General features: G+C 65.6%; 21 protein-coding genes, 1 tRNA gene and 1 riboswitch. Of the genes, 15 read left to right on the top strand and 7 right to left on the bottom strand.

Going from position 1 to position 19,522, the window contains the following annotated elements:
* Positions 1-115 precede the first annotated feature (115 nt).
* The 6 genes from IC762_RS21650 to IC762_RS21625 all read left to right on the top strand — a co-directional run bounded on the left by IC762_RS21650 (position 116) and on the right by IC762_RS21625 (position 7,895).
* Complete coding sequence (locus tag IC762_RS21650) at positions 116-976, top strand: MaoC family dehydratase (protein WP_195784264.1); 861 nt, start codon at positions 116-118, stop codon at positions 974-976.
* Between the two features lie 81 nt (positions 977-1,057).
* The gene (locus tag IC762_RS21645) at positions 1,058-1,939 is read left to right on the top strand and encodes an SDR family oxidoreductase (protein ID WP_195784263.1); all 882 of its coding nucleotides are present in this window, start codon (positions 1,058-1,060) and stop codon (positions 1,937-1,939) included.
* A 93-nt stretch (positions 1,940-2,032) separates the two neighbouring features.
* Positions 2,033-2,989, top strand: a complete 957-nt coding sequence (locus IC762_RS21640) for a dihydrodipicolinate synthase family protein (protein ID WP_195784262.1) — start codon at positions 2,033-2,035, stop codon at positions 2,987-2,989.
* A gap of 2 nt (positions 2,990-2,991) precedes the next feature.
* Positions 2,992-3,792 carry an NUDIX hydrolase gene (locus IC762_RS21635; RefSeq protein ID WP_195784261.1) on the top strand — a complete coding sequence of 267 codons (801 nt, stop codon included), beginning with the start codon at positions 2,992-2,994 and terminating at the stop codon, positions 3,790-3,792.
* Between the two features lie 280 nt (positions 3,793-4,072).
* Positions 4,073-4,981: a DMT family transporter gene (locus IC762_RS21630; RefSeq protein WP_195784260.1), complete on the top strand. Its 909-nt coding sequence runs from the start codon at positions 4,073-4,075 to the stop codon at positions 4,979-4,981.
* A gap of 229 nt (positions 4,982-5,210) precedes the next feature.
* Complete coding sequence (locus IC762_RS21625) at positions 5,211-7,895, top strand: PAS domain S-box protein (RefSeq protein WP_195784259.1); 2,685 nt, start codon at positions 5,211-5,213, stop codon at positions 7,893-7,895.
* A 182-nt stretch (positions 7,896-8,077) separates the two neighbouring features.
* Here IC762_RS21625 and IC762_RS21620 read toward each other — a convergent pair whose 3' ends face one another.
* Positions 8,078-8,428 carry a GrlR family regulatory protein gene (locus tag IC762_RS21620; protein ID WP_195784258.1) on the bottom strand — a complete coding sequence of 117 codons (351 nt, stop codon included), beginning with the start codon at positions 8,426-8,428 and terminating at the stop codon, positions 8,078-8,080.
* A gap of 239 nt (positions 8,429-8,667) precedes the next feature.
* Here IC762_RS21620 and IC762_RS21615 point away from each other — a divergent pair, with 239 nt between their 5' ends.
* On the top strand, positions 8,668-9,120 hold the full coding sequence (locus tag IC762_RS21615; protein WP_433995844.1) for a hypothetical protein: 453 nt from the start codon (positions 8,668-8,670) through the stop codon (positions 9,118-9,120).
* Positions 9,121-9,292: 172 nt separating this feature from the next.
* Here the strand turns inward: IC762_RS21615 and IC762_RS21610 are convergent, their stop codons facing one another.
* Positions 9,293-9,688, bottom strand: coding sequence for a VOC family protein (locus IC762_RS21610; RefSeq protein WP_195784256.1), 396 nt, complete (start codon positions 9,686-9,688; stop codon positions 9,293-9,295).
* 211 nt (positions 9,689-9,899) lie between these two features.
* Between IC762_RS21610 and IC762_RS21605 the strand changes: the two genes are divergently transcribed.
* Both IC762_RS21605 and IC762_RS21600 read left to right on the top strand, forming a co-directional pair.
* Positions 9,900-10,520, top strand: coding sequence for a hypothetical protein (locus IC762_RS21605; RefSeq protein WP_195784255.1), 621 nt, complete (start codon positions 9,900-9,902; stop codon positions 10,518-10,520).
* A 215-nt stretch (positions 10,521-10,735) separates the two neighbouring features.
* Positions 10,736-11,263 carry a hypothetical protein gene (locus IC762_RS21600; RefSeq protein ID WP_195784254.1) on the top strand — a complete coding sequence of 176 codons (528 nt, stop codon included), beginning with the start codon at positions 10,736-10,738 and terminating at the stop codon, positions 11,261-11,263.
* 115 nt (positions 11,264-11,378) lie between these two features.
* Here IC762_RS21600 and IC762_RS21595 read toward each other — a convergent pair whose 3' ends face one another.
* Positions 11,379-11,795 carry a hypothetical protein gene (locus tag IC762_RS21595; protein WP_195784253.1) on the bottom strand — a complete coding sequence of 139 codons (417 nt, stop codon included), beginning with the start codon at positions 11,793-11,795 and terminating at the stop codon, positions 11,379-11,381.
* 194 nt (positions 11,796-11,989) lie between these two features.
* A riboswitch (ZMP/ZTP riboswitch) is annotated at positions 11,990-12,069 on the top strand.
* Positions 12,070-12,084: 15 nt separating this feature from the next.
* Here IC762_RS21595 and IC762_RS21590 point away from each other — a divergent pair.
* From IC762_RS21590 to IC762_RS21570, 5 genes are all read left to right on the top strand, one after another.
* On the top strand, positions 12,085-12,948 hold the full coding sequence (locus tag IC762_RS21590; RefSeq protein ID WP_195784252.1) for a bifunctional 5,10-methylenetetrahydrofolate dehydrogenase/5,10-methenyltetrahydrofolate cyclohydrolase: 864 nt from the start codon (positions 12,085-12,087) through the stop codon (positions 12,946-12,948).
* 240 nt (positions 12,949-13,188) lie between these two features.
* Positions 13,189-14,013, top strand: a complete 825-nt coding sequence (locus IC762_RS35320; RefSeq protein WP_246801142.1) for a serine hydrolase domain-containing protein — start codon at positions 13,189-13,191, stop codon at positions 14,011-14,013.
* Positions 14,014-14,211: 198 nt separating this feature from the next.
* Entirely contained in the window at positions 14,212-14,505 is a 294-nt protein-coding gene (locus IC762_RS21580; protein ID WP_195784250.1) for a hypothetical protein, read from the top strand.
* Positions 14,506-14,834: 329 nt separating this feature from the next.
* Positions 14,835-15,206, top strand: coding sequence for a hypothetical protein (locus IC762_RS21575; protein ID WP_195784249.1), 372 nt, complete (start codon positions 14,835-14,837; stop codon positions 15,204-15,206).
* 134 nt (positions 15,207-15,340) lie between these two features.
* The gene (locus tag IC762_RS21570) at positions 15,341-15,748 is read left to right on the top strand and encodes an ACT domain-containing protein (protein ID WP_195790229.1); all 408 of its coding nucleotides are present in this window, start codon (positions 15,341-15,343) and stop codon (positions 15,746-15,748) included.
* Between the two features lie 53 nt (positions 15,749-15,801).
* Here IC762_RS21570 and IC762_RS21565 read toward each other — a convergent pair whose 3' ends face one another.
* The 4 genes from IC762_RS21565 to IC762_RS21550 all read right to left on the bottom strand — a co-directional run bounded on the left by IC762_RS21565 (position 15,802) and on the right by IC762_RS21550 (position 18,796).
* Positions 15,802-16,431, bottom strand: a complete 630-nt coding sequence (locus tag IC762_RS21565; RefSeq protein ID WP_246801140.1) for an FkbM family methyltransferase — start codon at positions 16,429-16,431, stop codon at positions 15,802-15,804.
* A 312-nt stretch (positions 16,432-16,743) separates the two neighbouring features.
* Positions 16,744-17,889, bottom strand: coding sequence for an alkane 1-monooxygenase (locus IC762_RS21560; RefSeq protein ID WP_195784247.1), 1,146 nt, complete (start codon positions 17,887-17,889; stop codon positions 16,744-16,746).
* A gap of 443 nt (positions 17,890-18,332) precedes the next feature.
* Positions 18,333-18,409, bottom strand: a tRNA-Arg gene (locus IC762_RS21555).
* A gap of 96 nt (positions 18,410-18,505) precedes the next feature.
* The gene (locus IC762_RS21550; protein WP_195784246.1) at positions 18,506-18,796 is read right to left on the bottom strand and encodes a hypothetical protein; all 291 of its coding nucleotides are present in this window, start codon (positions 18,794-18,796) and stop codon (positions 18,506-18,508) included.
* 210 nt (positions 18,797-19,006) lie between these two features.
* Between IC762_RS21550 and IC762_RS21545 the strand changes: the two genes are divergently transcribed.
* Complete coding sequence (locus tag IC762_RS21545; protein ID WP_195784245.1) at positions 19,007-19,462, top strand: hypothetical protein; 456 nt, start codon at positions 19,007-19,009, stop codon at positions 19,460-19,462.
* Positions 19,463-19,522: the final 60 nt, after the last annotated feature.

Here is a 19,522-nt window from a genome sequence, read left to right as displayed (position 1 = left end):
GAGGCAACCCCTCTCCCAAGTGAGTTGGCGGCTGATGCGGTGTAGCCCTCTCCCGCAAGGGGGGAGGGCACTTCAACGGGCACCGTCGCGAAGAGAATTCAGGGAGAGAACAACAATGCCGATCGTCTACGAACAGCTGATGGCCCTGAAGAACCTCGGGCAGACATACAGCTACAGCGACCGCGAGGTGATGCTCTACGCCTACGGCATCGGCCTCGGCGCCGATCCGATGGACGAGAAGGAGCTCGCCTTCGTCAACGAGGGCGTGCTGACGCCGCGGCCCCTGAAGGTGGTGCCGACCTTCGCATCCGTCGCGGCCTGGGGCGCCGGGCCCGGCGAGATGAATCTCAACCGCGTGATGGTGGTCGACGGCGAGCGCGACATCACCTTCCACAAGCCGTTTGCGACCGCAGCCCACATCACCGCCGACTCCACCGTGCTCGACGTGTTCGACAAGGGCAAGGACAAGGGCGCGGTGATCCGTCACCAGACCGTGCTCAGGGACGAGAAGGGCGACAAGCTTGCCACGCTGGTGGCCTCGCGCTTCGCCCGCGGCGATGGCGGCTTTGGTGGGCCATCCGAAGGCCAGCCCGAGCCGCACAGGGTGCCGGAACGCGCGCCCGACAAAGTAGTCGACATCACCACGCGGCCCGACCAGGCGCTGGTCTACCGGCTCTGCGGCGACCGCAATCCGCTGCATTCCGATCCGGAGTTCGCCAAGAAGGCCGGCTTCCCGCGGCCGATCCTGCACGGCATGTGCACCTACGGCATCACCTGCCGCGGTGTGCTGCAGACCTATGCCGATTACGATCCGTCCGCCTTCAAACAGCACGTCGCGCGGTTCTCCTCGCCGGTATTTCCCGGCGAGACCGTGACGATGGAGCTGTGGAAGGACGGCAACGTGGTGTCGTTCGAAGCCAAGGTGAAATCGCGCGGCGTGACGGTGATCAAAAGCGGCAAGACGGTGCTGGCTTAGCCACGGACGACGGCCGTCGTCTCCCTCGCCCCGCTCTTCGCGGGGAGAGGTGAAGAAGAAACAAACAAGGGAGAAGAAACCATGGGATTGCTCGACGGCAAGGTGGCGCTGATCACGGGCGCGGGCGGCGGACTTGGTGAGGCCTATGCAAAACTGTTCGCGCGCGAAGGCGCGGCGGTTGTCGTCAACGACCTCGGCGGGCCGCGCGATGGTTCGGGCGCGGACACCTCGATGGCGCAAAAAGTCGTCGACGCGATCAAGGCCGAGGGCGGCCGCGCGGTCGCCAACGGCGCCGACATTTCGACACTGGCCGGCGGCCAATCGGTGTTCGACGACGCCATCAAGCATTTCGGCCGCGCCGACATCCTGGTCAACAATGCCGGCATCCTCTTGGACGAGACCTTCCACAAGGCCAAGGAAGCCAACTGGGACAAGGTGATGAAGGTGCACCTCAAAGGCACCTTCTGCTGCACCCAGCCGGTGTTCAAATGGATGCGCGACAATGGCGGCGGGGTCATCGTCAACACGTCGTCGACCTCCGGCCTGATCGGCAATTTCGGCCAGACCAACTATGGCGCCGCCAAGGGCGGCATCTGGGGCCTCTCCAACGTGCTGGCGATCGAAGGCCGCAAGTACAACATCCGGATATGGACCCTGGCGCCGGGCGCGCTGACCCGCATGACCGCGGATCTGCCGCGTTACAAGGAGAACCCAGGCGCTGCACTCGGTCCCGACGGCATCGCGCCGGCCGTGCTCTACATGGTCAGCGACCTCTCGGGTGACCAGACCGGCAAGGTGCTCGGCGTCTCCGGCCCGCGTGGCGTGCGCGAGTTGCGGATGATGGAAATGGAGGGCTGGACGCCGCCGTTCACGGGGTGGAACGCCGAGGATATCGTCACCCACGCCAACGAGATTTTCTTCTCCGAGGACGAGATCAAGAGGTCGGCGCGGCGGTTCAAATAGGGCGCACGGCACGGCTGCGGTGGCGCATTCCTGATGCGCAATGGCGCATCGGGGAATGACGCTGTATAGAGGGCGGGAACAAGCGAGGCATCCATGACAAAACTCACCGCCCAGGCCGCCGGCACCTTCGCCATTGCGCCGACCCCGTTCCACGACGACGGCCGCATCGACGAGGCCTCGATCGATCGTCTCACCGATTTCTACACCGAGGTCGGCTGCGACGGCGTCACCGTGCTGGGTATCCTGGGCGAGGCGCCGAAGCTCGATGCTGCCGAGGCCGAGCAGGTGGCGCTGCGCTTCGTCAAGCGCGCCAGGAAGCTGCAGGTGATCGTCGGCGTCTCGGCGCCGGGCTTTGCGACCATGCGCTCGCTGGCGAAGAAGTCGATGGATGCGGGCGCCGCCGGCGTCATGATCGCGCCGCCGCCGCACCTACGCACTGACGACCAGATCATCGCCTATTTCAAGCAGGCGCAGGAAGCCATCGGCGACGATATTCCCTGGGTGCTGCAGGATTATCCGCTGACGCTGTCAGTCGTGTTCACGCCTGCCGTGATCCGCAAGATCGTGATGGACTCACCGTCCTGCGTGATGCTCAAGCACGAGGACTGGCCGGGCTTGGAGAAGATCTCGACCCTGCGCAACTTCCAGAAGGACGGCTCGCTGCGGCCGCTGTCGATCCTGGTCGGCAATGGCGGCCTGTTCCTCGACTTCGAGATGGAGCGCGGCGCCGACGGTGCGATGACCGGCTACGCTTTCCCGGAACTCCTGATCGACGTCGTCAATTTGTCGAAGGCCGGCAAGCGCGATGCCGCGCACGACCTGTTCGACGCTCATCTGCCGCTGATCCGTTACGAGCAGCAGCCCGGCGTCGGGCTGACCGTGCGCAAATACGTGCTGCAGAAGCGCGGCATCATCTCCTCCAGCGCGCAGCGCAAGCCGGGCGCGGTGATCACGCCGCAGGCGAGGGCGGAGGTCGACTATCTCCTGTCGCGGGTGGCGCGGGTCGATCGCCGCGCCAATCTGCAACCGCAGTCCAGCGCGGCGGGTTAGTCATGGCCGAGATCGTCGCTCCGCGTCTGGCGTCCACGGTGCTGCTGCTGCGCGACGGCGCGGCGGCGTCCGAAATCGAGATCTTCATGATGGTCCGCCATCACCAGATCGAGTTCAACTCGGGCGCGCTGGTGTTTCCCGGCGGTAGCGTCGACAAGAACGACAAGGAGATCGCGGCCAATCCTGCGCTCTATTCGGGCGGCGAGGGGCTCGATGCCGATGCGTTGGGCTTCCGCATCGCCGGCATCCGCGAGACCTTTGAAGAAAGCGGCATCCTGCTGGCGCGGCCGAAAGGATCGAACGATCTGGTCGCTGCGAAGCGTGCCGCCGAGATCGCGCTCGCCCATCGCGCCGAGCTGAACGAAGGCAAGATCACCTTCCTCAAGGTGCTGACCGACAACGGCATGGTGCTCGCGCTCGACGCGCTGGTGCCCTACGCACACTGGATCACGCCGGAGGGCATGCCGAAGCGGTTCGACACCTGGTTCTTCCTGGCCGCCGCGCCGCCCGAACAGCTCGGCGCCCATGACGGCAAGGAATCGACCGACTCGATCTGGCTGTCGCCGCGCGAGGCGCTGGAGGGCGGCGAGAGCGGCCGCTTCAAGCTTCCGTTCCCGACCACGCGCAATCTGATCCGGCTCGGCAAGCAGCCGAATGTCGGCGCCGCGCTCGCCGACAGCAAGGGCATGTCGATCGTCGCCGTGATGCCCGTGATGACCAAGACCGCCACCGGCCGCCAGCTCCGCATTCCCAAGGAAGCCGGCTACGACGGCGAAGTGTTCGAGGTCGGCGCGCTGGGGTAAGCGGTCATCCTGAGAGATCGGGAGTGGATGGCCCCTAGGCGCTGCAAAACATTCGCCGTCGTCCCGGCGAAAGCCGGGACCCATAACCACCAATGTTCATTGTTGCGCGACGCCGGGGCCACAGCTTTTTTCAACAACACAACCCTGTGGCTATGGGTCCCGGCTTTCGCCGGGACGACGAGGGGAAGAGAGCCGCTTTCACACTTCGGCCGATAGCGAAGTATCTTCGCCTCGGACCGTTGTAGCTTCCGTCTCGCTCAACGAGACGGAATCTCCGCCCATGACCACCAATCCGCGCCAGCCCGGCATGGCCTTCGAGCTGGCGCTCTTGCTTGGGCTTGCCACCCTCTGGGGCGGCTCCTACACCTTCATCAAGCTTGGGGTCGCGACCATCCCGCCGATCACGCTGATCGCGGCGCGCACGGCGATCGCTGGCGCTCTGCTGCTCGTCATCATGCGGATCCGCGGCGTGGCAATGCCCGCGGATGCTGCGACCTGGCGCCGCTTCATCTTCCAGGCCTGCCTCAACAGCGTGATTCCGTGGACCCTGATCGCCTGGGGCGAGCGCTTCGTCGATGCCGGGCTTGCCACCATCCTCAACTCGGCCTCGCCGATCTTCACCTTCCTGCTTACCGCGCTGGTGACGCGCCACGAGGCGGCGAGCCCGCGAAAGCTGTTCGGGGTGATGTCAGGCATGGCCGGCATCTGCCTGATCGTCGGCGTCGATGCATTCAACGATCTTGGCACCGGGATCGTGGCCGAAACCGCCATCGTCGTTGCCACGATCTGCTATGCCTGCGCTGCGATCTTCAGCCGCGGCTTCAAGGGGCTCGATCCGATGGCACCGGCGGCCGGTTCGCTGCTCGCAGGCGCCGCGATCCTGGTTCCGCTCAGCCTCGCCGTCGAGCGTCCCTGGACGCTGTCGCCGTCGACAAGCTCGCTGCTCGCGCTGCTGGCGCTGGCCGTGTTCTCGACTGCGATCGCCTTCGTGATCTATTTCCGTCTGATCCAGACCCTGGGCTCGGTCGGCACCACGGCGCAGGCCTATTTGCGGGTGCCGATAGGGGTTGCGCTCAGCGTCACCTTCCTCGGCGAACGGCTGAGCCCGACGGCGTGGATTGGGCTCGCCTGCGTCGTGATCGGCGTCGCCGCCATGACGATCCCGCCGCGCAAAACGGCGACAGCCTAAAGTTTCAGCTGCCGAAACCGCCACTCGGTTCGGCTTCACGATGTCGGCCGGCGCGCTCCAGCCGGTGGTTGAGCGCCCGCGACTGAAGCTGCGCCTGTGCCGAATTCGAGCCCCGGGCCGTCCAAGGTGATGCGGATCACACCACAGCCTGCTTCTGCCCTGCAGCATGTTCCCCACGGCCCGTAATTTCCCGTATATTGCCGGCCGAACTGGACCCCGGCCTCGATCCATGACCGCTGAACTGCCGCCGAATTCGCAAGCACCGCGAGCGTTCTCCCTCTCGATCGGCCAGCTCACGTTCGGCAGCTTCCTGCTGGTGCTGGCTGTGATCATCATCACATCCACCGCCAGCGTGATCGCGATCCGGCATATCGATACGACCTTTGCCGAGCTGCAACGGCTGCAGAGCGTCGGCGATATCGCCGAAGACATCGACCGCCGCATGAACGAGCTGCGGCTGGCGGCGCGGGATTTCGTCACCGAGCCTGGTACCCATTCGGTGCAGGTGGTCGAGGCCGCGCAGTCGCTGAGCGAGATCCTGAAGAAGACCCGCATCGAACTTGCGCCCGAGCAGCAGGACATGATCGACGGCGTCACCCAGCGGCTCTCCACCTATCGCGGCGGCATCGAGCGGATCTCGGCGCTGCTCAGCCGCCGTGCCGAGCTGCTTGCCGGCCTGCCGCCGCTGCGCGATGCCTTCGACAAGGCCGTCGCAACCAGCAGCGATGCGGCGCTGGCGGCGGGGCTGTCGGAGGCCCAGAGCCGGGTCGCGACCGCGCTGCTCGCGCACAACACCTCTGCCGTCGAGCAGGCCGCGCAGAGCATGCGCGCGATGGCCATCGCCGATCCGGCTTTGCGCGGCGCCGTCGACAATTACGCCGAGGCGCTCAGCGCGGTCGCGGTGCGCGAGGGCCAGATCGCCGACATCGACAAGGAGGTGCTCGGCGAGGAGGGCCGGCTGATCCAGCGCGTCACCGAGCTGCTGCGCGAGCTCAGCGCCCGCCGCGGCCATGTGCTGTCGCGCGACTTCGCCCGCACGCTGGCCGAGGCGAAATGGCAGAGCATCGTGCTCGGCACCGCGGGCGTGCTGATCGGCCTGTTTGCGGCCGCGCTGGTGGTGCGCCGCACGGTGCGGCCGCTCGCCAAGATCGCGCGCTCGATCCGCAAGGTCTCGGGTGGCGAGAAGGACGCGTTCATCCCGGGCGCCGATCTCGACAACGAGATCGGCGATATCGCGCGCGCCGCCGAGGTATTCCGCCAGGCGCTTGTCGACGCCGACACCGCGCGCGAGGCGGCGCTGCGCGCGCTCGCCGAGCAGCGGCTCGCCGAGGAGAGCTACCGCAAGCTGTTCGAGGCCTCGGTCGAGGGCATCTACGTGACGACGCCGGGCGGCACGCTGCTCAACGCCAACCCGGCGCTGGCGCGGATGATGGGCTACGGCACGCCGCAGGATCTCATGAACGGGATCGATGACATCGCCTCCACCGTCTATGTCGATCCGGCGGCGCGGGAGCAGTATCAGGCGCTGATGCAGCGCGACGGCGTGGTGCGCGACTATGAATACCAGGTGCGATCGCGCGACGGCACCGTGCTCTGGCTGTCCGATTCCGCCACCGTGGTGCGCGACGACGATGGCCGCGAGGTGATCCGCTACGAGGGCACGGTGCGCGACATCACCGACCAGAAGCGCGCCGAGGACGCGATCGCCGAGGGCCGCCGGCTGCTGCAGATGGTCATCGACACGGTGCCCGCCGTCATCAACGTCAAGGACCGCGAGCTGCGTTACGTGCTGATGAACCGCTACATGGCCGGCATCTTCGGCATCGAGCCGCAGGAGGCGATCGGCAAGACCACCGCCGACCTGATGTCGCGCTACGGCGCGGCCAAGACCGACGAGAACGACAAGCGCGTGCTGACGGCGCGCCGCGAACTCGGCTTCTACGAGGAGGAATACCAGGACTCCGCCGGCAACATGCGGCAATGGCTGGTCAACAAGCTGCCGATCCTCGACGGGCAGGGCGAGATCGAGAACATCGTCTCGGTCGCGCTCGACATCGGCGAGCGCAAGCGCTCCGAGCAGGAGATGCGCAAGGCGAAGGACTCCGCCGAGGCCGCGCTGCGCAATTTGCGCGAGACCCAGAACTCGCTGATCGAGGCCGAGAAGCTCGCCGCCCTCGGCCGCCTGGTGGCCGGCGTCGCCCACGAGGTCAACAACCCCGTCGGCATCAGCCTGACGGTGGCCTCCGCGCTCGAGCGCAAGACCGCGCTGTTCGGCGCCCAGATCGAGCGCGGCGACCTGCGCCGCTCCAGCCTCAACGAATTCATCGACACCGCCCGCGATGCGTCATCGCAGCTGGTCGCCAATCTCAACCGCGCCGCCGAGCTGATCCAGTCGTTCAAGCAGGTCGCCGCCGACCGCAACTATTCCGACCAGCGCTCCTTCGATCTCGGCGATCTCACCGAGCAGGTGGTGATGAGTCTGCGTCCCGGCCTGCGCAAGCATAATCTGACGCTCAACGTCGATTGCGAGCCGAGCCTGATCATGAACTCCTATCCGGGGCCGTACGGCCAGGTGCTGACCAATCTGTTCCTCAACGCGGTCGCGCATGCGTTTCCGGACGGCAAGGCCGGCGAGGTCGACATCCAGGTGCGGTCCTCCGGCAAGGACAATGTCGAGGTGCTGTTCTCCGACAATGGCTGCGGCATGAGCCTCGACGTGCGCCGCCGCGCCTTCGACCCGTTCTTCACGACGCGGCGCGACCAGGGCGGCACCGGGCTCGGCCTGCACATCGTCTACAGCATCGTCACCAACCGGCTCGGCGGCCGGCTCAATCTCGATTCCGAACCCGGCCGCGGCACCCGCATCCAGATGATCCTGCCCCGCGTCGCCCCGCTGGAGCAGGCCGCGGAGTAGTTCGCGGTGGCGCCGTTTGATTCCAGCCGTGCCGCCATCGTCGTCCTGGCGAAAGCCAGGACCCATAACCACTGAGCCTGATTGTCGACGGGATCGTAGCCCCAGCGCGTCACGCAGCAATTGACAGTCGGGGTAATGGGTCCTGGCTTTCGCCAGGACGACGTCAGCCTAGTTGCACGCGCCTAGTTGATATCCGCGAGCCGGTGCAGCGTGGCGCTGAAGATCAGGCTCGCTTTGCCGACCAGCGCGGTGCCATTCATGGTGGCGCGGGTGTCGGTGAAGCTGCCGGTCACGCCGATGCCGACCGGGGCCGGGCCGCCGAACAAGGGATTGTCGGTTTCGCGCGGCGTGGTGTGGCGCTGCACCAGGACCTCGCCCTTGAAGGCATCGCCCTTCACCGTGTAGCTGCCGGTGTAATAGAGGTAGGCATCGCCGCCCAGGATCTGGCCGTCGCGGAAGAGAATCACACCACTGCCCTTGCCGACGCGCCCGTCCAGCAGGGTGACGTGAATTGAGTACAGCCCGTTCTTCATGACGTCCCATTTGCCGGCCGTCCGCGCCCACGGAAAGCCGGTTGGTTTTTTATGCCAAAGCGCGCAACCTCGTGCAATGCGGCAGGTTGATTCCGGGGGTGTCCGGAGTTGCTGTGAACCCTCGGTTCCTGCCAGTCGGTGTGACGGCGCGATGACAGCGGACCGTACGCGCGAATCAAACTGGCCCGCGAAATGCATAGCTCTGGTTGCACTGGCCGGTGAGTGCTGGAGCAAAACACATGTCAGACTGGATGGAATCCGGCGACCGTTCGGCGCGCCTATGCACGGTCAATGGAACTTGGACTCGTTCACTTCGTCTTGCACTTAGCCTTGCACTGAGCCTTGCACCGAGGCTTAGCCTCGCGGTGCTGCTGTTGATCGCGCCCACCCAAGGCACGCGGGCGCGCGATCCCGATGGGCGCTACGCCAATTCACCTCTCAAGCAATGGTTCGACGGTCTACGCAGCGGCAAGGGGCCGTGCTGCTCGGATGCCGACGGCAGCGCGGTCAGCGACGTCGACTGGGAGTCCAAGGAGGGCCACTACCGCGTGCGGCTCGACGGCAATTGGATCGACGTGCCCGACGAGGCCGTCATCACCGAGCCCAATCGCGCGGGCCGCACCATGGTGTGGCCGATCCACGGCTACATGGGCGTGACGATCCGCTGCTTCATGCCAGGCAGCATGACGTAGCGCGGGAAGGGCGCGCGTGTCTCGACACGTTCCCCGGATGCTGCGCAGCACGAAGTGATGCGCTGCTGATCCGGGGTCCAGCTGGCGACGAGGGCAGGCGGTGAGATGGGTCCCGGCACTGCGGAGCGGCACTGCGCGCCGCACCGCGTCCGGGACACCGACTAACCTTGCATCAAGTGTACTTCTTGTCGCGCTCCAGGAGCTCGATCGAGATGCCCTGCGGCCCCTGGATGAAACAGATGCGCACGCCGGGACGGATCGTGGTCGGCTCCTTGGTGAAGGTGACGCCCTTGGCCTTGATTTCGGCGGCGACGGCGTCGATGTCCTTGACCGTCAGCCCGAAATGATCGAGCCCCTGATAGGGCGTGACCGGCGGCGCGTTGACGCCGTCGCCCGGTGCGACTTCGGCGATGAACACTTTGGCGCCGCCGAGCTGGACGTCGATCCGGCCGGGGCCGCGGATGATCTCGCCGCCGAGGACGTCGCGCAGCCATGTCGCGGTCGCCTCGGGGTCCGGGCTGCGCAGATGGACATGGTCCCAGGTAACGTCCCACGTGACGGTCGGCATGGCGATCTCCTTGTTGGCGCGTCGCTTGCGATGCGGCGCTCGTTGTGAAGCTGCACAATCTAGCGACCGCCGGTCTGCGAGGCCACCCGCGATGAACGGCTGTCGCAATATTGTCGTCCCGCAATGAAACCATCACTACGGGCTGCGGTTGTCTTTGCAGCGGTGTGCGCGCCGAGGCTGGCGTGGCTGCCGCTGGGGCGAGGGCAAGGCGATGCGGATCGGCTCGGCGTCGTTTCGGAATTTCGGCACCGCACCATCAGGTGCAATCCGCCTCTGCGCGAGTCTGGCGGCGTCGCTGCTTGCGGTCGCCGGCATCGCCGCATGGTTAATGCTGCCCGAGCCGAGCGACACCGGCGACGACGATGTATCGTCGTCATCCTCCGCAATCATCCTCGCGGCGCAAACTGCATCCGGTGACACCGAGCCTGGTCAAGCCGTCGTGCAAGATGCGACGGCTCCGGCGGCCGTCGATCACGCGACGGTCGGCATCGCCGCGCCGCAAGCATCGCAGCCCGCGCCGGACGCCGCTGCCATCAAATCGCCGCTCGATGGTCTGCGGATCGCCTCGCAATCATGGCGGCGCGGCGGGCTGGGCTCGAAGGCGCTGGTTACGCTGACGCTGCGCAACCGCAATGATTTCGCGGTGAAGGATGTCGAGATCGCCTGCGCCTTTTCGCGCCGCGACGGCAGCCCGCTGACCGCGCGCAAGCGGCTGATCCCCGACACCATCGCCATGAAGAGCCGCAAGACCTATTCACAGATGTTGATCGGCTTCGTAAACATTAATGCAAGTAAGGCGAAGTGCTCGGTGGTGACCGCGAGCCGCCTCTAAACCTTCCATCGCGAAAAAGTGACCCGGCCGGGTGAACCACAAACGCCGGGCAGGAACTAACTAACATATTGCCAGTTAGGAAACGACCCGGCAGCGCGGGATGGCGCCATTTCGGGTGATCATGCGCAAACGATGAGATCGTCGCGCGATGACTGACGTCATCGCGCACGAGAGGATTTTTGTCCGCGCCTGCTTGCGCGGGGGGAGCTACCAAGATGATGCCAGTGGCGCGTTACTTCCTGTTCGTCGGCGGCGCCCTGCTCGCGCTGCTGTTCGCCGTGAATGCCCTGGTTCCGCAGGACACCGTCGTCGCCGCGACCGGCCTGTCATCCCCCGGCATCGACAAGAGCACGGTTCGCATCAGGTCGACCCAGAAATTGCCGGAGCGGGTGGTGTATGACACCAGCCTGCCGACCATCGTCCCGCCGCGGGCCAACGTCATCGCCGCCGCGGCTCCGCCGGCCCCCCGCGAGACCTCGGCGCAGGCCCGCGTCCGCGATACCTTCGCCCAGTTCATTCCGCCGGAGAAGGGTGACGCGAAGAGCCAGCAGGTGGTGGCGGAGGCCAAGCCTGTCGACCCGCCGGCCCAAGCGCGCCCCGCGCCGAAAAAGCGCAAGATCGCGCGAAGCCATCCGCCGACCCAGCTGCAACCGACCCGTCTGGCTCAGCCGAGCCCGTACCAGCCGTTCCGCGTCGCGCAACAGCAGCCGCGCTCCGGGTTCTTCGGTTTCGGGACCTGGTAGGTTCCATCTCGCCGAAATCGATCACGCCGCCGCAGCAAACGCCCGCGGCGGTGATCTGCTTTTCAACCATCGAAGCGGACGGTCAGCCGTCTGACGCGCGCGCGCTAAAGCGTGGCTAGCGCGGCAGGCGCGGGATCTTGTCGGCAAAGCCATTGTAGCAGTTCAGCCGGTCGTCCTCTTCCTTCAGGAAGCGGCATTCGTTGACGCCCTTGGCAACGGGCGCCTTCGCCTTGGGCTGCGGCTTGAAGATTTCGTCGTAGCAGTTCAGCCGGTCCTTGGTGCCGTCGTCGACGTCGCCGCAGGCCTGCAGCTTCTGCGCCACCGATTGCGGCTTGCCCGAAGCGGCCGCTGCCGCGGGCTTCGCGCCCTTCTTGGCGGCCGACTTCTTGCCGACCTGGACCAGCGGCTTGTCGCCGACCATCGGCTGCGCGGCGGCCGGCTTTGCTTCATCGGCGGGTGGCGGTGTCGTGGTGCCCTGGGCAAGCGCGGTGGCCGGGACCAGGAGCGCCAGCGCGAGGATGATATGTCTCATGTCGAAAATGTCCGAACGGCGTGATGCCTGAAGGAGGGTGCCGAGGATCGGAAAACCCCGGCAAGGGCCGTGACTTAGCGCAAGTTTTTCGCGAATCCTACCCCCGATCTGGGCCGGGTAGGGCGCGATCCACCGCCAAAACGCGCCAATTCGGCGCGGGGATTTGCTTTCGCCGGTGCGGCCGGCTATCACCACGCCATCTGTGCGACTGGCGCTTGGATGGGCCACCATCGGGGAGCGCAGAGACTGAACGCCGCGCGCCTGGGCACCGCTTCGAACCGGAGGTGCCATGACGGCGAACATTCTCGATGGGCACGCACACGCCCAGATTCTGATCGACAAGATTGCAACAGAGCTCGACCGGCTGCCCCGCGCGCCCGGACTTGCCGTGGTGCTGGTCGGCTGCGACCCGGCCAGCCAGATCTATGTCCAAAGCAAGGTCCGGATGGCCCAGCGCCTCGGCCTGCGCGGCGAGGTCGAACGTCTCGCCGATGATGCGAGCGAGGCCGATCTGCTGGCGCGGATCGCGGCGCTCAACGCGCGCGAGGATATCGACGGCATCCTCGTGCAGTTGCCGCTGCCTCGTCATATCGACGCCCTGCGCGTAATGGCCGCAGTCGATCCCGCCAAGGACGTCGACGGCCTGCACGCGCTCAACGCCGGCCGCCTGTTCCATGGCGACGATGCGCTGGTGCCGTGCACGCCGCTCGGCTGCCTGCGCCTGATCAAGTCGATCCGGCCCGATCTCACCGGCGCCCACGCCGTGGTGATCGGTAGCTCCAACATCGTCGGCAAGCCGATGGCCGCGCTGCTGCTGGCCGAGCAGGCGACCGTGACGCAGGTTCACATCCACACCCGTGACATCGAGCGCATCTGCCGGCAGGCCGATGTCCTGGTGAGCGCGGTGGGGAAGGCCGGGCTGGTGCGCGGCGACTGGATCAAGCGCGATGCCATCGTCATCGACGTCGGCACCACGCGCGTCGCGCAGGCGGACGGCGGCTACGCGGTGCGCGGCGACGTCTCCTTCGACGAGGCGGTCGAGATTGCCTCCGCCATCACGCCGGTGCCGCGCGGCGTCGGCCCGATGACGATCGCCTGCCTGATGGAGAACACGGTGAAAGCCGCCAAGGCGAGGGCGGCGCGGTTGCAGTAGCGCAAGAGATCCGATTGGACGCGCGATGCCGCTCGCGCGTCCAATCCATGACCTCCGAGGTAGTGGAAAGCCGCAGGCGATGGCCTATCGTCGCAACCGGAAACGGGAGCGGCGCGATGCTGTATGCGGACGATCTTGCCGAGGGCCAGACCTTTCAGCTCGGCAGTTACACGATCAGCGAAGCCGAGATCCTGGAATTCGCCGGACAATACGACCCGATCCCGATCCATACCGACCCGGTTGCTGCGGCTGCGGGTCCGTTCGGCCTATGGCATTGCGCTCGCGGCCGGCAAGGTGCCGCCACCGGAGGCGAAGCTCTACGAGCAGTTTCCGGAATATCCCGATCTCGCGCGAGAAGAAGGCCGCGATCGCATCACGATCCATCATGTGCTGTCGATGACGCTCGGGCTCGACTGGGATGAACTGACGATTCCCTACGGCAGCGACCTGCGCAATTCCGAGATCGCGATGGAGGCGGCCTCCGATCGCTACCGCTTCATCCTGGAGCGGCCTGTTATTGCCGAGCCCGGCACCAGATGGTCGTATTGCGGCGGCGCCACCGCGCTGCTCGGGCATCTGATCTCGAAGGGCACCGGCGAGCCGCTGCTCGCCTATTGCCGCCGCGTGCTGTTTGATCCGCTCGGATGCGGTCCGGTCGACTGGGCGAAAGGCCGTGGCGATGGCCAGTACCGCGCTGCCTCCGGCCTGCGCCTGTTGCCGCGCGATCTGCTCAAGATCGGCGAACTCGCCCGCGCCGGCGGCAGGTGGGGCGGCGCGCAGATCGTGCCGCGCGAATGGCTGAAGCGATCGGCGTCGCCGGCGGCCGTGATCGAAGGCAGTTTCCGCTACGGCTATCACTGGTATCTCGGCGCCTCTGCCGCATCACCGCAGCGCGTGGAACCCTGGATCGGCGGCATCGGCTGGGGCGGCCAGCGCCTCTACATCGTGCCGGGGTTAGACCTCGTCATTGCGCAATGCTGCGGCAATTACGACAAGCCAAACCGCGAGCAGCGGCGCATCAACGACGCCATCATCAGCGACGTCGTGCTGCCCGGTTTCATCTGAGCCGTCGCGCGTCCCGCATGTTGGCCGCAGCGATGACACCGTGCCGCCATGTTGCCTGGAACACACCGCCGCGCGTGCGGTCAATGCGTCGCGCGCGGGAACGTTTCGAGGCCGGATCGGTTCGGGAGTCGAGGCTCTCGACGAGAGGGGCCAATGGGGAGACAGCCAGCTCAAACCGGAACCGAGAAGGAACAGCGCATGAAGCTCAACTCCGAGCAGGTCAAGCAGACCATGACGCAATTGAACGCCCAGGTGCTCCCCGAGGATCACCCGGCCGTTGCGCAACTGAACAGCGTGTTTGGCGAGCACACGTTCTTCGTCGATACCAGCGGCCTCAAGGTGCTCGAACCCGCCGCCGCGTCCGACATGCAGGGCCAGGCCGGCGAGGTCGTGAGCCTCGCCGACTGGAGCGATCCCGAGCTGACCAGCCTGCGGCCGCACGAGCCCGAGCCGACCGGCGTGCTCATCACGCTCGAGCCGAGCAAGCATTGATTGGAGAAGCCTGGTCCGCGAACGATTGCTCGAGCATGATCCGGAAGGCGTGAAGCGGTTTTCCGAACGGATCATGCTCTCAAACCAAAGGGCTAAAGCGCGATGACAATTCAACGTCATTTCATCGCGCTTTAGCGACCGCTCGCGGACCGATTCCATCACCACCGGATTTTCCCGCGCGCACAGCCGACGCCGTGTCGCGCGCGCTCGCCTGCTGTCGGACCGATAGGCCCTTTCGTCACACCAGGAGGTGCCGAAAGTCACATGGCAAATCATCCTTGCGTGCGTATGCATCGGTTCCAGATGCGTTTCGACGCGGTGAGGGGCGAATGGGGATCGTGCGGCGCTGGACCTCTGACGAGGACGAGAAGCTCAAGGAGCTCGCCCGGGCCGGCAAGAATGCGCTCGAGATCAGCAACGAACTGACTCGCAGCCCGTCCGCCGTGCGCCGGCGCGCCGAGGTTCTGTCGGTGCTCATCGTCGCAAAGGCCTATCGTGCCCGCCCTTCCCATGTCGCCACCCATCTCGAACGGGTCGCCATCGATGCGATCCAGATCGGCCGGCCATTTCCCGCGGGCGTCGGCCCCAGCACCGTCGCTGGCATGATCGAGAAGGGATGGATCGTCCCGGAAGGGGGGCGAAAGTATCGTGTCACCGAGGCCGGCCTGGAAGCGGTGCGGCGCAAGATCCCGAGCAGCTGAGGTCCTAAGGAGGGCTCGTTCATCGGCATCGGCGCGATGAAGCGGCGGAATGGCTAGCTCAATAACGGCGCTGAATTGATCCTTCGAGGTGGTTGCGCCTAGAATGGACCAGGGCCTCGCGGAGGATGCTGGCCGTGGTCGGCGAACGCAATCTCAAGGCGCTGTTGCGGGACATGAAGCCGGAAATGCGGGACGGCGTATTCGTGTTCTGCACGATCGCCGCAGGCGAGCGCCTTCCGGCCATCGTCACGCCGTTGCTGACCTTTCATGAACAGGAAGGCATCACCCTCGTCGTGCTGCGGGACGAGGCGGAACGCGCCGGTCTGCGCCATCAATTCGCCTCGCGCCTGCTGACGCTGACGGTGCACTCCTCACTGGAGGCGGTCGGCTTTCTGGCCGCGATCTCGGCGCGCCTCGCCGAGGCCGGCATCTCCGTCAACGCGGTGTCGGCGTTCCATCACGACCACCTGTTCGTGCCTGAACACCGGGCGGATGAAGCTCTCGCCGTTTTGCAGGACCTGTCTGAGCGGGCGCGTGGGTGAGCGGGTCGGTACGGAGCCCCGTCGATGCGATCCCAGCCAGCGCGCGTCGGCCGCTACCTCGACGCGGCGAAGACGAAATTGTTGCAGTAGCCGGGTTGCTTCCAGAACCATTCGCCGACCTGCCGCTGATGGATGGCCGCGTCGAACTCCTCGATCGGATGCAGCCGTCCGTTCAGGGCGAAGCGCCCGCGATATCCGATCGCTTCCAGGTGGGCGAAAACGTCATGGACGCTGCCACCCCCGAGGTGCCGGTTCTCGCACTCGAAGACCAGGAGCGGCGCGCGGCGCTGCAGAATGCGCGCCGCGCCGCGCAGCACGTCGAGCTCGACGCCCTCGACATCGATCTTCAGCACCGATATCCGGTCATCGCTGGTGTAGAAATATTCGTCGAGCGACACCGCGGTCACGGTCGCACGCGCGTGCGGCACGTCGGGCATCACGTTCGGATTGAGCGAGGCGCCGGATTGATGCCCGTCGGGAATGCATAGCTCCCGGATGCCGGATTCGGCGGCGACCGCCTTGGGTTCGACCAGCACGTTTCGCAAGCGGGCCGAACTGCAGACCTGGGCCAGCCGGCCGGCAAGGTCTTTCTGCGGCTCGAACGCGATCACGCGGCCGGCGGGATTCCAGCGCGACAGCCAGTAGGTGAAGCTGCCCTTGTTGGCTCCGATGTCGCAGACCACGCTGCCGTTTCTGAGATGCCGCCTGATGACAGACAGCTCGGCCCGGTGGTCGCGATATCTTGCTTTCAAGCATCGAACGAAAAAACGAGACGTATCGGCGTAGGACGCTGACCGATCTGTGGTAAATGCATCCGACGCCGCCAAATGACGCGCGCCATCCATGAAATGCAACTCCTGAAACGATCGCAACTTACAGGAGGGCGTCAGGGCTCGCCAAGCCGTATTATCGCTGGTCCGCGATAATCCGGGGATGTTTCCCACGGACTGGCCAGGCGTCGGTCGGCGGGGAGGGCTCCGCCGACCGGGATCGGATCATACGCCCGCGGGCTGATCACGCAAATTCAGCTTGCTCTGGTCGCCGCCGGCCCAGGCCAGCGTCTTCGGGTCCATCACGCGAAACCACAGCGGCGGGATCGCAGCTAATCCGAACATGCCGGTGTAGCCGTTCGGCAGCCGCGGGATGTCGTCGAAATCGCGCAGCGACTGGTAGGGGCGCATCGGATTGGCGTGGTGGTCGGAATGCCGCTGCAGATGCAGCGTCATCAGGTTGGAGACGATGTGGTTGGTGTTCCAGGAGTGGCGCGGCTCGACCGCCTGGTAGCGGCCGTTCGGCAGCTTCTCGCGCAACAGCCCGTAGTGCTCGACATAATTGGCCTGGGTCAGCGCATACCAGCCGAGGAAATGATGCGCGACGATGAACGGCGCGACCTTCCAGCCGAACAATGCGATCAGCGCTGCGGCGACCACCAGCGTCAGCGCAAAGCCCTGCAGGATCTCGTTGTTGACGGACCAGACCGGCTCGCCGCGCTTGCTCAGCCGCTCGGCTTCATTGCGCCAGCCGCGCTTGAACGCGCCCGGGAGCTCGCGCAGCGCAAATGCATAGATCGATTCCCCGAAGCGCGCGCTGGCGGGATCCTCGGGGGTCGCGACCCAGGTGTGATGGCCGCGATTGTGCTCGATGCGGAAATGGGCATAACCCACCGCATTGTTGGCAAGCATGCCGAAGACGGTGTTGAGCCGATCCGGCTTGTGGCCGAGCTCGTGCCCGACCAGAAGCGCGCCGCCGTCGATGGTGCCGACACCGAGCAACAGCGCGACATAGGACCACCACGGCAGTTGCTGCGTGCCGAAGAAGGCGATCAGCGCGACGTAGTTCACCCAGGGAAACAGCACGGTGACGCGCGCAAGCCGCAGATAATAGGGATCGGCCTCCATGGCCGCGACCACCTCCGCCGGCGGATTATGCGTGTCCTCGCCGATCACGGCATCGAGCAGCGGGATCAGGCCGAAGATGAAGACGAAGGGGATCAGCGTCATCACCGGATTCTGCGTTTCCAGAAACAGCCAGTAGGACAGCAGCGGAACCAGCGGCGGAATGAAGGAGAGCATCCACAGATAACGCTTGCCGTCGCGATAGGTGATCGTCTCGCCGGCCGCATTGGTGCCCGTGAAGATCATCGCACTCCTCCCGCCGCGTTTCGAGGCAGCCTGCCGCTGCGCCGAGCATATCGCAAGGCCGGGTTGTCCCGCCAGTTCGGAGCAGGCCGGATTCGCGGCATTTTGCGCCGTCGATCAGTTCTTCATCGCCGCAGCGCAGCTCTGCTCTTGCGTACGAAGCGCATGCGGCTGCGCTGTGTTGCGGCATGCGCGACCGGCTGGCTATCGGCGCTCGAGACGCTTCCGATCAGCTCAGCGAGTCCGCAGCGCATCATAGGCGTGAGCGAGAAAGACGGCGGCGCTGAAGAACGACAGTGCAGCAACTGTGGCTTCCACCATGACACTTCCCCTTATGCTTTTGGGGACGGTTAGCAAGCCCGTGTTTCAGACGGACTTCGTGGGCAGGGAAAATGGTTTCATCGCTACCGGGCGCGGAGCCGCCGGTTCCGCGACGGTGCTCTCAATGGCGCGCTCGGAGAGATTCGAACTCCCGACCCTCGGAATCGAAATCCGATGCTCTATCCAGCTGAGCTACGAGCGCGTGAGGGGTCGATTACCAGACTTGGCCGGTGAGGGCCAGCAGCCGCGACGCGTCGCCCAGATGCGGCGTCCGCGCGGTCCGCTGGCCGTTCCCGCCTCAGAAGCAGGGATGCCGCCTGTGGTCCTGGCCGATATAGGCGGCCGAGCCGCGGTAGCACTTGTTGGTGGATGGGCCGTCGTAGAAGGCGAAGGTGCCGGCTTCGGGGCCGGGGCCATAATTGTGGAGATAGCTGATGTGGTAGGGCAGGCCCCACCAATGGGCGTGGCGGTGGTGATGCCGGTGGTGACGCGGAGTGACCGAGAGATCGGCCGCTGTCGCCGGGGTGAGGGCCGGAACGGCCAGGGACACCGCCAGGGTGATGGCGGCGAAAAGCTTGGTCTTGGTCATTGGCGGCCTCCGGACATCGACTGGAATCGGCATTTTCGCCACTTCCTGGTGTCCATTTAACCCGGAATCGGGCCAAAAGCTGCGGGAAATCAGCCACAGCGTGCCAAATTTTGCCTTTTTGCGGATGCTTAACGGATTGCCAACACAGTCCGGCCAGAGTCTTGCGGTCAGGTCCGCCCCGGATCCGCTTCCCCCGGTTTCGAACAGTCCATGCGCATCACGCCCCTCGTCCTGCTGTCGCTCGTCCTGTCGCTGGTCTTGGCCGCCGCGCCCGCGCGGGCCGACCTGCACATTACGCGCGACCATGGCGGCTATGTCGAGGAGTACAAGGCCAAGTACAAGAAGATCCGGGAGACCGGCCAGCGCGTCATCATCGACGGCATCTGCAATTCGGCGTGCACCCTGGTGTTCGGCATCGTGCCGATGAACAAGATCTGCGTTACGCCGCGGGCGAGCCTCGGCTTCCATCAGGCCTATTACGACAAGGCCTTCACCTTCGGCATCAAGGTCACCAGCCTCGAGGGCACCTCCGACCTGATGTCCTACTATCCGGATACGGTGAAGGACTGGATCCGCCGCAATGGCGGGCTCACCACCGAGATGAAGAAGATCAAGAACGGGACCGATCTCTGGAAGATCGTCGATCCCTGCCCGGACGAGTGGTAGGGCGAAGACGCTCCAGTTCTCTCTATCCGTCATGGCCGGGCTCGTCCCGGCCATCCACGT

It is taken from the genome of Bradyrhizobium genosp. L (assembly GCF_015624485.1).
GTDB lineage: Bacteria > Pseudomonadota > Alphaproteobacteria > Rhizobiales > Xanthobacteraceae > Bradyrhizobium.
The sequence above is the reverse complement of the archived record's forward strand: the minus strand, read 5'-3'. Positions and strand labels throughout refer to the sequence as shown.